This window comes from Bacillus sp. mrc49, assembly GCF_002803435.1.
Genome location: NZ_PHNG01000749.1, coordinates 1 through 13,877 on the forward strand (window position 1 = coordinate 1; position 13,877 = coordinate 13,877).

Below are 13,877 nucleotides of genomic sequence, written 5' to 3' on the forward strand. Positions count from 1 at the left end.
CCTGAACGGCCGCATCTCCGCCCGCTTTTACATGCTCAATAATGGACTTTACCGTTTGTTCTACATCATTTGAAGAGGTCTGCTCCAACGCTTCCGCTTTCTTCATATACTCCATCTCTTTTTCCTCCTATTCGTGTCATTACCTGCTGCAGCGCAGCCGCTAAAACCGATCAATCATGATACGCCGGTAAAGTTCCCATCTTCCACTGTCGCTTCAGCATTTTGTTCATTCGGTAAATGGATTTGGCGCAATACTTCCATCCCATCAAACAATAACCATTCCTCGAGGATTTTTTCATTACGGATTTTATAATGGCTGATTCCAGCAATATCGATGGCTTTTCCGCTAGGCGCTCCAAAGTATCCTGTTCCTTCGTGCATTCCTTGGATTCTCCAGCGCACCGCTACATCCCAGTCATTTTCCGAGCCGCGTTTATTGCACGTCACCCGTTCCACGATCACTTTCCCGTTCGGAACGGAGGCGAACAAACTCATGAACATTCCTTGAATTTCACTCGCCCCAATGACATCCTTATTGCAGACATAATGAACGACGGCATTTTCCTCATAATATTGACGAACGAAGTTAAAGGAACGCCGTGCCCAGATGCGGTTGAATACAAGCTGCATGAACTCCCCGATCTCGAATTCATCAGATGATGGCGTGAAGACCTTTGGCGGAAGCCCCATTTCCGCTGTCTCATTAAAGCCGAATTGAATCGATGGAGCAAGCTTTAACGTGCTTTTGGCCATTTTTTTGGCCACCTCTGCCGGGTCAAGACCAAGCTGCAAAACGAGGTGGTAGGTATCCATCACAAGCCACTCTTCGTGAATTTTATTATTCAAGATCAAACAATCGGCGCTTGTTCTGAACATCACTTTCTTTCCGGTGGCCGGGCCATATAAGCTATCTCCAAGATTCGTCGCAACCGAACGTCCCCGGTGCGAGGTGAAAAATCCTTCTTCATCATTCCCTGACCAGATTACACTCCATCCCAATCCTTTCCGATCGGGAAACGCATGCAGGGTTTGCAGCGTGCCTGATATGACTTCGTTAACGCCGTGACTATTGATCAGCCCTTTATGAACGGAGACACTTGTGCTATACGTATCGTAAATCAGGCCGATGTCTTTTTCCTTCCAGATTTGACGCGTGATTTTTACAATATAATCGACGATGTTGTTGTATTCCGGGTCAAAACCGTTCATTCGCTGTTTCTTTTGATACATTTCTTCCATATTTATGTAATCGGAATCATCCTTCGTATCCAGCATATTCACTTCATCAGCATCCGCATAAAAGATGTAGTTGGGCGCTCTCTTGATGGGTTGATTCGTTTTCCTTGTTGCCTTTCCTTCTTTTGGAGCCACATTGATTGAACTTGCTTTTTCCTCTTTTACCGCCATTTCAATTGAACCTGAATTTTTTTCTGCCATAGTGGATAACCATCCTTTTTAATAGAGTTATAGCTTCCTTAAATTCAAACGCAAGATATCTAGACCTTGTAAACGCTTTAAGCTGTGCTTCGTCTATCTTTTTTTTGCCCGACTTTTCAAGATACCGCGTTTTCCTTTTCAAGTTCTTAAGTACAGACCAGTGATATTCAACCCGCTTTGCATCAATAGGAAAAGGTCCAATTTGAATACGCATTCAAAATATCGGATATTATTGAATATAAATAATTTTCTAACTAATGTAAATAGAAATATCCAAAAGGAGAAACCTCCATTACTTTCCCCCTAAAAGTAAAAAGAAGGCTCCTTTTCGCAGTAATATAATATGGCGTCTGAAAGCCACTTCAAGTAAGAAAAATGGGAGGACATGCATCAATTAAATAGGTTCAACCTCTGTATCTAAAAAGGTTTGCCTTAATACATCTATTCCATCAAATACGATCCATTCTTCAACAATTTTTTCATTGCGAACCTTTAGATGGGTGATTCCAAGAATTTCGATAGGCTTTCCACTCGGCAAACCAAAGGTCCCGATTCCCTCATGAATGCCTTGCAATCTCCATCTTACAGCTACATCCCACTCTTCATTGAATTCCCCTTGATTGCACGTAACTCTTTCCAAGATTACTTTGGCCGTTGGGAACGATGCAAATAAACTAACAAGCAATCCCTGGATTTTATTGTGCCCGACGATATCTTGATCACAAATGTAATGGACCACTGCATGATCTACGTAAAAATCCTTTACATGATTAAATAATCGCTGTTCCCAAATTTTATTGTACATTTCTAAAACAAAATCCCCAATTTCGAAACATTCGTGCTTGTTAGTGTATACTTCTGGCATGAATTGACCTTCCATCGCTTCAGGTCTTCCGAAACTAGACTGTTTTTGAGAGGTGCGTGCTAGTTTTTTAGCAATCTCGACCGGATTATATCCCAATTGTTTAACGATATGAAGATAATCCCTTACAAGCCATTCTTCCACAATCCTGTTAGAATGAACAACACAATCTGCAATCACTCTAAATGATGCCCTTTTTCCTGTCGCTGGTCCAAAGCTCGTCGCTCCTAGATTTGTCCCCAATGACATACTGCGGTGAGATGTATAAAATGAATCTTGATCATTACCTGACCAAATGACTTGTTCCCCGACTACCTTGCGATCTGGAAAAGAGTGCTGCATTTGAATGGAACTTGACAGGACATGATTGATTCCATAATGATTAAGTGATCCTGCATGTAAAATCGATTCATTATGGTAATGGGAATAGATCAAGCCAAAGCCATTTTCTTCCCAAATGCGGTGGGTGCATTTCACAATATAATCCACAATGTCTACATAGGTTTTATCGAAACCTCTCATGCTTTGTTTCCGTATCGTTTTCTTCGAATATTCGTTATAATCTGCGTAGCCTAAACGATTCACTTCTGCATTATCTCCGTAAAAAACCTTGTCATGAAGAACTATATTATTATGTGTGTTGTTAATATCTAGTGATTCTTTCTTTTCCATCACTTTACTATCATCTACTTTTGTCAATTTTTCACACATCCCCTTACATTTGTTTTGCCTCTGTTTCTTGATTAACATGAGTTTGCTTCAAAACATCCATCCCATCAAAAATGATCCATTCTTCTACAAGTTTAATCGCTAGTTTTCCATAGGTTTATAGCTTGGTTGACCAAAGAATCCTCTTCCTTTAACCTCCTCTTACGGCTACATCCCATTCATTAGCGGCACCGCCTTGGGTACATGTCACCCTTTCAGAATCGGGCGGCAGGATACGAAGCAAAAAAATGGGCGAACCTTCACTGGGTTCGAGCGTTTTATCGTCAATAAAATGACCGGTAGCGTTATCACTTTAAAAAGCTCTTACTTGGTAGAAGGATAAGGATCGCTGTTCCATGATAAAATCACCCATTTCGAAAGTGCCCTATACACTCTCGGAAGTTTACAGTTCTTTTTGAGGTGATTCTTCCATATCATCTGTGTTCATGTAAATCTGTTTGAGGACATCCAATCCATCGAAGGTCATCCACTCTTCGACTATTTTGCCGCCAATCACGCGCAGCTGAGTGATACCTAGAATATCAACCGGTTTCCAGCTCGGTTGCCCAAAGCAGCCGATTCCTTCATGAAGTCCCTGGAGACGCCATCTTACAGATACATCCCAAGCATCATGATCATCTATCGGGTTGCACGTCACACGGTCCATTAAAAACTTAGCGTTCGGGAATGATGCAAAAAGGCTTACGAGCATCCCTTGAATCTGATCGTAGCCACTAAGGTCTTTATCGCAAATATAATGTACCACTGCGTGATCTGCGTAATAGTCATGTAATTGATTAAACAAACGCCACTCCCATATCTTATTGTACATATCCTGAATGAACTCACCGATTTCGAATTGAGCGGATTTCGGTTCGAACACAGCAGGCATCAATTGACCATTCATCGTCTCGCTTAAGCCATAGCTTTGCTGCAAGGAATTTGCAGTATTTCTTGCCAGGATTTTTGCCAATTCATGAGGGTCCAGGCCTAGCTGTTGAACAATATGAAGATTATCCCTCACTAACCATTCCTCGTAAATCCGATTCGAGTGCACGGCACAATCCACAGTGGTCCTGAAGTTCACCCTTTTCCCAGTCGATGGTCCAAATAGCGAGTCCCCTAGATTCGTTGCAGTCGAATTAATTCGGTGGGAGGAATAAAAGCCCTCTTTATCGTTACCAGACCAAACAACGTTTCCTCCTATTAATCTCCTGTCTGGAAACGCATGTAAGGTTTGCAGGGTATTTGAGATGACTGCATTCATTCCTTGAAGATTTAAAGACCCACAGTGCATGGTGACATTATTATGGTACGTTTTATAAATGACACCAATGCCTCGTTCTTCCCAAATTTGGTGAGTGATTTTCATGATGAAATCCACTATGTCCAAGTACTGAGGATCAAAACCATCCATGCTTTGCTTTCGATTCAGCTTTTTACTATACTCATTAAAATCATGAAACCCCAACCTATTAACTTCTTCGCTATTTCCATAATGGATCTTCCCATTATTGGAATTTAGCACCTTCCTTGTTACAGCTGATTGTACTGAACCTTTTTCCTCGTTCACATCGATGGTTTCTGTGGATTTAGTCATGCCCTTAACTCCTCTTCAAGATGATTTGATAGGTTGCACTGGTTTGCTTGCCGAGACGACATCATCTAACGCAGACGTAATCACATTATTCAATATGACCCCAACGTATTGTGCACCTTTGTCAAATGCCCCATTAGCGGCAGCACCATTTGCGGCAACCGTCCCAATCGGCACATCCAGCTCCTTCGCTTTTTCGAAAAGTCCATTGATGACTTTTTGCACTTCAGGGTGACTGGCCCCTTCCACGGAATGACCCATGCTCACGGAGAGGTCCGTCGAGCCGATGAAGGCTAAGTCGATTCCAGGTACTGTGGCAATGGCTTCGAAGTTGCTGGCTGCAGTTTGCGTTTCAATATGCACAATTATCATAACATTTTCATTACTCTCATCTAAATAAGGTTTTCCACTTTCTTTTCCGTAGCGTGCGGGCCTCGTCGAATACGATACCCCCCTATTTCCATATGGCGGGAATTTGGCCCTGCTCACGACATCAAGCGCCTCTTCCTTTGTATTGACCATCGGTACTTGTACACCTTTTGCACCGCGATCCAAGGCCTTTTGAATACTGGAAGGGTCATAGGAAACCCGGACGATCGGGACAAGCCCGCATGAATCCGCCGTACGGATCATACTCTCAAGCTCGGTGGGACTGAAGGCGCCATGCTCATCATCGATTACGACAAAATCAAAGCCGGCATAGCCGATCATTTCGACTAAGGGCGGTGAATGAATGCCTATAAATGCTCCTAGAACCTGTTCGCCTTGCTTTATTTTTTCCTTTACTTCATTCTTCATCATCTTCCCTCACTTTCTACAAAGCGTATTCATTCCATAACCAATCCCTCAATAAGGCACTTACTTTTTCTGGCTGCTCTAACGTACTTAAATGACCTGAATGATTCACGATTTCCAGTCTCGCTTCCCGGATATTTTCTTGCAGGAATTCAGACATATGAACAGGGCACACGACGTCTTCCTTTCCTGTCAGAATCATGGTCGGACATTCAATGGAGGAAAGAATGGGGCGCTGGTCAGAGCGAGTCATCACGGCTTTTAACTGATTGATATACCCTGCTTTACCGACTTTCTCAGCCATTTCGATAATCGTTGAGACCAATGCTTCATCATTTCTCCGGTCTGGATGGATTAACACCGGCAGCAGGTGGTTATGTGTAATATCGTGGAATTGACCGTTATCGGCCATTTCGATGAGCCTCTCCCAGCCTGAGATTTGTTCAGGTTGGGGAGGATATGGATTCGTATCGAGCAACGCTAGCTTTAGGACCCGCTCCGGTGCGATTCGCATGATTTCAAGAGAGATGATGCCGCCCAGTGATAACCCTGCAAGTGCAAACCGATCAGGTGCCTCTTTCAGCACCGACTTTGCCATGCCCTCGATCGTATCAGCTTTGGACACATCACATACTTTTACATCTGCAAGATCTGATAGTTTCAGCGATTCCCATAAACGTTCATCACAAAGCGTTCCAGGAAGCAGAATGAGCGGTACCTTTTGCATGCTTATTTTTGCCCCATTTTCAATTTATCGGCGATTTCCTTTTCAAGTTCTTCGAAGTTATCCGGTTTAATCATTTTTCCTAATTCATTGGCGTGGAAGCCATATTTAGCAGCATCTTTAATCACTTTTGGCGACCAGTAAGGGTCTTTTCCATCAAATACTTGATGTTGTTCCAAGACGGCGAAGATCCAGGCATCTTCTTCACTGATGTTTTCGAAGCCTCTCCATAAACCTGGCGGCAAGGAAATCAAGTCCCATTGCTCGATGATCGTTTCACCATCAATTTCATCCGGTCCTTTTCCCCAGTAAAAACGCCATTTCCCTGAAAGAGGAAGGAAGGATTCAATATAGTCATGCGTATGGTAAGCGGGTCCGTTGCCTTTCTGGGCCTTCACCATTCCGATTTGAAAACCATGCGGCTCCGTAATCTCAGGTGTGAAGTTATCATTTTCACTTGCTGTATCGCCAATTAATGTGTAGTTGATGCGTTGATGTCCTGGAATGATGCTGTCGATGAACATAAGCGGTATTCCTTTTGCTTTCATTTGATCGAAACGGACGATCCAATTGTTTTCCATTTCCTCATTCGTTACCGCTTTTTTCACTTTTGGCTCTTGTACTGTCATTTTAATTTCCCCTTCCATGTTCATTATTTTTTTAAAATTTCAATTTATTCAAAGCGTAAAGACGGCAAGCTTCAATTCCGTCATTTCCTCCACTGAATATTTAACCCCTTCTTTGCCCGTGCCGCTGTTTTTCACACCGCCATATGGCATATGGTCAACCCTGAATGATGGGATATCATTCACGATGACACCGCCCACTTCCAGCCGCTCGACCGCATCGAACGCTTTTGGCATCGAAGTTGTATACACCCCTGCTTGAAGGCCGTATAAGGAATCATTGACAAGGTCGATGGCTTCATCCCAGGTTTTATAGGCGTTCACTGACACGATTGGCGCAAATGCTTCTTGACAGCTTACTTCCTGTGTTGACCCTGCATTTTTGATAATGGTTGGATGAAGGACTGCATCTGTTCTTTGCCCGCCATAAACGATTTCCGTTCCAGCCATTCTAGCCGATTCAATCCACTTTTCCACACGTTCCGCTTCATTGATATGAATTAGTGCGGAAAGGTCTGTATCTTCGGATTCCGGATCGCCAATTTTAAGCACCTTCGCCTTTTCCACAAATTTTTGTAAAAATGCTTCATGTAAATCTTCTTGAACATAAATTCGCTGGATCGAGATGCATACCTGACCTGAATAAGCAAAGGAACCCTCGACACAACGCGCTGCAACGGCATCCAAGTCATCAGCACTGTCTATGATGACAGCTGAATTGGAACCAAGCTCCAATGTCACTTTTTTCAAACCCGCTTTTTCTTTGATTCCCAAACCGACGTCGACACTTCCTGTAAACGTAACCATTTTAATTCTGGGATCAGTGACCAAAACATCGCCGACGACGCTTCCCTTACCTGTGACGACATTGAGAGCTCCTTTGGGCAAGCCTGCTTCTTCAAAGATTTTCGCGGCCATGATTGCGCTTAACGGCGTTTGTGAAGCTGGCTTTAATATGACTGCGTTACCTGCAGCAAATGCAGGGCCAAGCTTATGTGCCGCTAAATTAAACGGAAAGTTAAAGGGTGTGATCGCCGCAATGACGCCAAGCGGTTCACGCTTCGTATAAGCGAAACGGCCTTTCCCGTTTTTAGCGGCATCCATCGGAATCGTTTCACCATGGATTCGTTTTGCTTCCTCCGCCGCAAACTTATACGTCTCGATCGTGCGGAGGATTTCCCCCCTTGCGGCCTTCAATGGCTTGGCATTTTCTTTAGCGAGTATTAATGCACATTCCTCAAGTCTTTCCTGAAATAGTGCGGCTGCGCGTTCCAAAATGGTTGAACGCTCAAGCGCCGTTAGCTTTCTCATTTCCTTCGCACCACGTTCGGCACATTCGATCGCGTTTAAAACGGTTTCCTTTTCTGCCAAAGGAACTTGTGCGATCACCTTACCGGAGAAAGGAGACCGAGGCTCGTAATGATTGTTTCCTTCCAGCCACTCGCCCCCGATGAATAATTTCTTTCTATCAGAATCGGTACCAATCAACTTAGTTTCCCTCCCTTCCTTTAAAGGCGCTTTGATAGATTCCAAGAATCTTTTGTTCATTTAGCTTATAAGGAGTATTCGATAGCAAGCGATCGATTTTAGCAGCTTGTTCCGCCATCATCGGTAATGAGCCTTCATCGATCCCCAGTTCAGATAACGATGTTGGTAAATCCAGATCCACCAGAAGCTGATACATGTAATCAACAACTGCCTTCAATGCTTGATGCGGTCCTGATTTGTAATCACCCAGCTGTAAAAAGGTCGCTACTTCAATCATTTCTTCCGTACATGTTTTTCCGATTACTTCGAAAACAAATGGCATTAAGAGAGCATTTGCGACTCCATGCTCAATATGGAATGTTCCGCCTAGCGGATAGGCGAGTGCGTGCACCGCCCCGACTCCTGCATTGGCAAGGGCCACACCCGCAAGCGAGCTTACCCAGCTCATCCCGATCCGCGCCTCTAAGTCACTTCCATTGTGGACAGCTCCCGTAATGTTCGAAGTGAATAGCTTCATGGCCTTTTCCGAGTAAACCTTCGTGAGCGGTGTCGACTTGATGGCGATATATGATTCAATCGCATGGGTAAACGCATCCACCCCTGATGCCGCGGTCACTCGAGGCGGGCAGGAAATGGTCAGCTCCGGATCGATGATGGCTGCATCAGGAAGGAACATTGGACTTACCAGCCCTCTTTTGACTTGCTGCTCTTCATCGCCGAAAATGGCATTCATCGTCACTTCCGAACCTGTTCCGGAGGTTGTCGGCAGAAGGATGCATTTCACCATTCTCGATTCGATCGTTTGCTCCCCACTTAAATAGGGAGCCAAATTGTCTTTTCCGCATAAAGCGGCTGTTGCTTTGGCGACATCCAGCGCACTTCCCCCGCCAATTCCGATGATCAAGTCGCAATTCTCGGCTTGAAGCGTTTCTACGGCATCCTGCAATAGCTGAAACGTTGGCTCGCCGGCAATATTCGTATACGTGACGGTTGGAATGGAAAGCGGTTCAATCAGATCGACCACTCTTTGGACTAAGCCTACCTTTTCAAGCCCTTTGTCACTAACGATTGCCACCTTCTTGGAACCAAGCGTTTCTATTTCTTTCACCAATGTCGCAAATGCCCCGGCACCGAATCGGAAAACGGCAGGCATTCGAAAATCGTGGCTCATATGATGCCTATATTGATTAATTGACATGTTTCATCCTCCTTTGAATACGTATTCAAAAAACTCACCAGACGGTCCACCCGCCATCAATCACCAAGGTTTGGCCTGTCATCATATCCGAACTTCGTGATGCCAGATAGAGCACACCTCCGAATAGGTCTTCCGATTTGGCTAGCCTGCCAAGAGGGATCCTTCCCAATACTTCGCGTCTAAAGGCTTCATCTGCAAACATCGGCTTTGTCATCGGTGTCTCTATGAAAGTCGGGGCTATGGCATTGACATTGATTTGATGGGGCGCCCACTCTATTGCCAGCGCTTTCGTCAGCTGGGTGATTCCCCCTTTGCTGGAGGAATAGGCTGCCCGCTTGTAATAGCCGACAAATGCCATTTGCGAGGACATATTAATGATTTTCCCTTTTTTCTGGTTGATCATATACTTGCCTGCTGCTTGACTCGTGAAGAATACACTTTTTAAATTAATGTCCAGCACCTTATCCCAATCTTGTGATGTTAACTCTTCCGCTGGCTTTGCCACGTTGATTCCTGCGTTATTTATTAAAATGTCGAGCTGGCCGAAATGCTTGTAGATTCCGTCCATCATCTGTGCCGTGTCTTCCACCTTCGTTAAATCAAAAGGAACGGGTAAAACATTCACGCCAATTCGTTCAATTTCATGTGCAGCTTCTTCGAGTTGCTCTTTATTGCGGGCAACTATGGCGATATGGGCCCCGGCCTGCGCAAGGGTTTTGGCCAAATCTTTGCCGATTCCCTTACTTCCGCCGGTAATGATCGCCACTTTACCGTTTAAATGAAATAATTGATTAATGTCCAATCTATCACCCATCTTTATCTCATCGAAGAGATTTTTGTAAATTCCGGAATGAAGCATTTGCCTTTGAATACGTATTCAAAAAATGGGATGCAATGTTTTGATCGATTACAAACTAAAATATATACAACTTTCCGACTTTTGTAAATAGTTAGATTATTTTTTTATGAAGAAATTTTCACCAAACATACTTGAGGACCACCCCAAAGCCGGTCATGACACTCAGTCTTGTTTTGGGGCTGGTCCTGTTGTACGGCGGATCATCAATTCAGGCTCTAGGAATATTTGGATCGATGCAGCTGCTTCTTCTTCTTTATGTTCAATTAGATATATCAGTTTCTCCAATGCCGTCAACGACATTTCATCCATTTTTTGCGATATGGTGGTCAGCCCGATGAATTCATTGGAAGCGAGCCTTATATTATCAAACCCAACAACGGACAAATCATCCGGGATTTTCATATCGAGGCTGGAGGCTGCTCCTAAGACGGCGAGGGCCATTTGATCGGATGCGGCGATGATTGCTGTCGGCCTGTCTTTTTTCTTCAGCAGTTTTTTCGTGAATGAATAAATTTTATCATAGGAGAATTCACTACTGAAAATCAACTCGTCATCGATTGCATACCCATTGTCCGTAAGCTCTTGTTTATAGCCCATCGTTCGTTCATAAGTCGCTAAGTATTTGGAAGGCCCGGATATTTTCGCAATTTTTTCATGTCCCAATCCCAATAGGTGCTGGACGGCTACCCTCGCCCCTTTGTTATTGTCCATGACGATAAAGTTCACATCCTCGATATCCAGGAAACTATTATATAATAATACCGGAAATCCATTATCATGTAATTTCTTGATTTTTTCAGTATAGTTTTTACTTACACTTGTGAGGATGATTCCGTCCACCCGCTTACCAATCAGCAAATTAATCGCCTGCTCCAGGTTCTCATCTTTATGACCGGTATTGTATACGATTACATCATATTTCAATTGCTGGGCCCTTTCGATGATGACCTCGGCCGTTTCGGCAAAGAACGGATTGGAAATGCTCCCCAATATCAACCCTATGGACTTCGTTCTTTTTTCAACAAGACTTCGGGCAATTTCATCCCTTGTGAACCCCAGTTCTTCAATGACAGCCAGAACTTTTTCACGGGTATGCTTCTTAATATAGGGATAATCATTCAACACCCTCGAAACAGTTGACTGTGAAACACCAGCAATTCTTGCCACATCTTCTGTCGTCAATCTTTTCATACTTATAAAATCCTTTCTACGCATACAAATTGTTATCCTAAAAAACTAAAAACCTAGATATTTTTCATCCTGAACGGTAATCGATTTCCATCTCTTATAATATATCATAATATTACAAATTTTTCTTCCGGTTATGAAATAGGTCCTGGCGTCCGTGAAGCAAAAAAAAAGCCCATCGCTAAAATGGGCACAGTTCAAACAAGTATGGGTCATTGAAACTTTTCCTTCAAAAAGCGATAGAGGCCATCTTCTCTATAGGAATACTCCGTCACTTCATCTGCTTGTTCTTTGACAAGATCAGTGGCGTTTTTCATGGCAATGCAGCGTCCGGCGAATTTAAAGAGCGGAAGGTCATTTTCACCATCACCCACAGCGAGGATATTTTGGGGCTCCACCTGAAAATGCTTCAGCAATATTTGAACGCCCGTTGCTTTCGAAACGCCCTCCACGGTCACTTCCACATTATGATGGGTCGAGGATGCTGTTGTGAAAGCATGCTCCTTCTTGATCCATTCCAGCTCAGCTATCCATTTTTCCATGGTATGGATGTCATTGCTGAAAAAATAGATTTTGGCGACGCTGTCAGTATCCATTTGTTCCACCCATTTTATTTTCCCTTCCATTGCCTCCTGTCTTGAGAGCCATTCATTCTCTTCGACAGTAGCAGGCTTTTGCACCATTCCTTGTTTAACCATATAGCCTTTATCTTTTCGTAACGTCATCCGTGCTCCGTCGTTCGGATGCACTTCGTAATACATCTCTTCCGCTCCCGCTTTCGCAACCAATCGCTCCACAAGTTGTGGCGGCAGGGCGTGTTCGATGATTTGATTGCCTTCAATGAATGCGGACATCCCATTCGCGGTCACCATGGCATCGACGAGCATGTGAGAGGGCACTACGTCTTTCAATTCTTCCAGCGTCCTTCCCGTTGCAATGAACACCAGCTTTCCCCTTTCCCTAAGTTCGCTTATGTACTGGATCAGTGTTTCGTTCACCGTATTGATTTCGTTCAATGTCGTGCCATCCAAATCCAGCACGATTGCTTCAATCGTCATCTACATCACCTCAGAATTGATCATGGAAATGCCAACAGCCCACTCTCATATAGATCATAGGCTGCTGGTTTCGTTCCATTATTTTTCTTCATCATTCAGTATAACATGTTAGGATAATCCTAACAGCTTCATCACACTTAGAATCAGGAGACCGACTACACCGAAGTCGGAATCACCGAATGTCGTACCTTCGAATCCTACATCCCCCAGGAAGACGAGGAGTATCGCCGGCAGGAAGCTAATGATGATACCGTTGGCAAATGATCCGAGCATCGCCCCGCGCCTGCCGCCTGTGGCATTTCCGAACACACCGGCTGCCGCCCCGGTAAAGAAATGGGGAACGAGTCCCGGAACGATGACCTTCAATCCGATTACCGGAAGAAGGAACATCGACAATAATCCAGCTATAAAGCTGAATAGGAACCCAATGATCACGGCATTCGGTGCGAATGGAAAGATGGTCGGACAATCCAGCGCAGGCTTTGTATTTGGCGCGACTTTATCCGCGATTCCCTTGAAGGCTGGGACGATCTCGGCAATCAGCATCCGTACCCCTGCAAGAATGATGTAGACACCGGCTGCAAATGTGATTGCCTGGATGAAAGAAAATACGATGAAGTTCGAGCCGCCGGATAATTTTGTTTCGATATAATCCTGCCCGGCAAACAATGCGACGATCACGAAGAAAATCGTCATGGTTAGGGAGACAGCGACCGATGTGTCCCTCAAGAATCCTAACGATTTAGGCACCTTGATTTGCTCCGTCGTCTTTTCCTTGTTGCCAAACCATTTTCCGACGGTTGCAGAAACGAAATATCCAATCGTCCCGAAGTGGCCGATGGCAAAATCATCGCTTCCGGTGATTTTCCGCACGTATGGCTGAAGGAGCGCAGGGAACAACACCATGCATGCCCCCAACAGAATGGAACCGACCAAGATGAGCGCAACGCCGTCAAGCCCGCCGACCGATAGGGTGACAGCAAGTAAACAAGCCATGAATAAGGTATGGTGTCCCGTCAAGAATATATATTTAAATGGCGTGAAGCGTGCTAGTAAAACATTGACGACCATCCCAAAAACCATGATCAAGGCAGTCGAAGTCCCAAAATCACTTTGTGCCGCTGCAACAATGGCTTCGTTATTCGGGATGACGCCTTGAACATTAAAGGCATGATCGAACATTTGGCTGAATATATCAAGGGCGCCAATGAGTACGGCCGCACCCGCTCCAATGATGATGAAGCCCATAACGGTTTTTAGCGTTCCAGATACAACATCCGCAGCAGCTTTCCGTTGTAACAGCAAGCCGACTAGCGCAAACAGCCCGACCAGTATCG

12 protein-coding genes are annotated in these 13,877 nt (G+C 44.4%); all 12 read right to left on the reverse strand.

Translation table 11 applies throughout. The features are described 5' to 3' along the window. Positions 1-174: 174 nt before the first annotated feature. The 12 genes from CVN76_RS21970 to CVN76_RS22025 all read right to left on the reverse strand — a co-directional run bounded on the left by CVN76_RS21970 (position 175) and on the right by CVN76_RS22025 (position 13,875). Complete coding sequence (locus CVN76_RS21970; protein WP_232732416.1) at positions 175-1,437, reverse strand: ester cyclase; 1,263 nt, start codon at positions 1,435-1,437, stop codon at positions 175-177. A gap of 394 nt (positions 1,438-1,831) precedes the next feature. Beyond that, positions 1,832-2,998 carry an ester cyclase gene (locus tag CVN76_RS21975; protein WP_198512621.1) on the reverse strand — a complete coding sequence of 389 codons (1,167 nt, stop codon included), beginning with the start codon at positions 2,996-2,998 and terminating at the stop codon, positions 1,832-1,834. Positions 2,999-3,410: 412 nt separating this feature from the next. Continuing rightward, positions 3,411-4,607 (reverse strand): ester cyclase, encoded by a 1,197-nt coding sequence (locus CVN76_RS21980; RefSeq protein WP_100533060.1) that lies wholly within the window; start codon positions 4,605-4,607, stop codon positions 3,411-3,413. A 15-nt stretch (positions 4,608-4,622) separates the two neighbouring features. After that, positions 4,623-5,402 (reverse strand): HpcH/HpaI aldolase family protein, encoded by a 780-nt coding sequence (locus tag CVN76_RS21985; RefSeq protein WP_100533061.1) that lies wholly within the window; start codon positions 5,400-5,402, stop codon positions 4,623-4,625. Positions 5,403-5,418: 16 nt separating this feature from the next. Then, positions 5,419-6,126, reverse strand: a complete 708-nt coding sequence (locus CVN76_RS21990; protein WP_100533062.1) for an alpha/beta fold hydrolase — start codon at positions 6,124-6,126, stop codon at positions 5,419-5,421. A 2-nt stretch (positions 6,127-6,128) separates the two neighbouring features. Beyond that, a complete protein-coding gene (locus CVN76_RS21995) occupies positions 6,129-6,752 on the reverse strand; it encodes a hypothetical protein (RefSeq protein ID WP_100533063.1) in 624 nt (207 codons plus the stop codon). 48 nt (positions 6,753-6,800) lie between these two features. Further along, positions 6,801-8,234: an aldehyde dehydrogenase family protein gene (locus CVN76_RS22000; protein ID WP_100533071.1), complete on the reverse strand. Its 1,434-nt coding sequence runs from the start codon at positions 8,232-8,234 to the stop codon at positions 6,801-6,803. A gap of 4 nt (positions 8,235-8,238) precedes the next feature. Next, entirely contained in the window at positions 8,239-9,435 is a 1,197-nt protein-coding gene (locus tag CVN76_RS22005) for an iron-containing alcohol dehydrogenase (RefSeq protein ID WP_100533064.1), read from the reverse strand. Between the two features lie 34 nt (positions 9,436-9,469). Beyond that, a complete protein-coding gene (locus CVN76_RS22010; RefSeq protein ID WP_100533065.1) occupies positions 9,470-10,249 on the reverse strand; it encodes an SDR family NAD(P)-dependent oxidoreductase in 780 nt (259 codons plus the stop codon). 207 nt (positions 10,250-10,456) lie between these two features. Further along, positions 10,457-11,485, reverse strand: coding sequence for a LacI family DNA-binding transcriptional regulator (locus CVN76_RS22015; protein ID WP_198512623.1), 1,029 nt, complete (start codon positions 11,483-11,485; stop codon positions 10,457-10,459). A 209-nt stretch (positions 11,486-11,694) separates the two neighbouring features. Then, complete coding sequence (locus CVN76_RS22020; protein WP_100533067.1) at positions 11,695-12,540, reverse strand: HAD family hydrolase; 846 nt, start codon at positions 12,538-12,540, stop codon at positions 11,695-11,697. Positions 12,541-12,648: 108 nt separating this feature from the next. Continuing rightward, on the reverse strand, positions 12,649-13,875 hold the full coding sequence (locus CVN76_RS22025; protein ID WP_232732417.1) for a PTS ascorbate transporter subunit IIC: 1,227 nt from the start codon (positions 13,873-13,875) through the stop codon (positions 12,649-12,651). Positions 13,876-13,877 lie beyond the last annotated feature (2 nt).

What these genes read in the sequence shown, in the direction of transcription:
- CVN76_RS22005 (WP_100533064.1), bottom strand. Translation starts at nt 9,435, where the DNA reads ATGTCAATTAATCAATATAGGCATCATATGAGCCACGATTTTCGAATG.
- CVN76_RS21985 (WP_100533061.1), bottom strand. Translation starts at nt 5,402, where the DNA reads ATGAAGAATGAAGTAAAGGAAAAAATAAAGCAAGGCGAACAGGTTCTA.
- CVN76_RS22010 (WP_100533065.1), bottom strand. Translation starts at nt 10,249, where the DNA reads ATGGGTGATAGATTGGACATTAATCAATTATTTCATTTAAACGGTAAA.
- CVN76_RS21970 (WP_232732416.1), bottom strand. Translation starts at nt 1,437, where the DNA reads ATGGCAGAAAAAAATTCAGGTTCAATTGAAATGGCGGTAAAAGAGGAA.
- CVN76_RS22020 (WP_100533067.1), bottom strand. Translation starts at nt 12,540, where the DNA reads ATGACGATTGAAGCAATCGTGCTGGATTTGGATGGCACGACATTGAAC.
- CVN76_RS21995 (WP_100533063.1), bottom strand. Translation starts at nt 6,752, where the DNA reads ATGACAGTACAAGAGCCAAAAGTGAAAAAAGCGGTAACGAATGAGGAA.
- CVN76_RS22015 (WP_198512623.1), bottom strand. Translation starts at nt 11,485, where the DNA reads ATGAAAAGATTGACGACAGAAGATGTGGCAAGAATTGCTGGTGTTTCA.
- CVN76_RS21990 (WP_100533062.1), bottom strand. Translation starts at nt 6,126, where the DNA reads ATGCAAAAGGTACCGCTCATTCTGCTTCCTGGAACGCTTTGTGATGAA.
- CVN76_RS21980 (WP_100533060.1), bottom strand. Translation starts at nt 4,607, where the DNA reads ATGACTAAATCCACAGAAACCATCGATGTGAACGAGGAAAAAGGTTCA.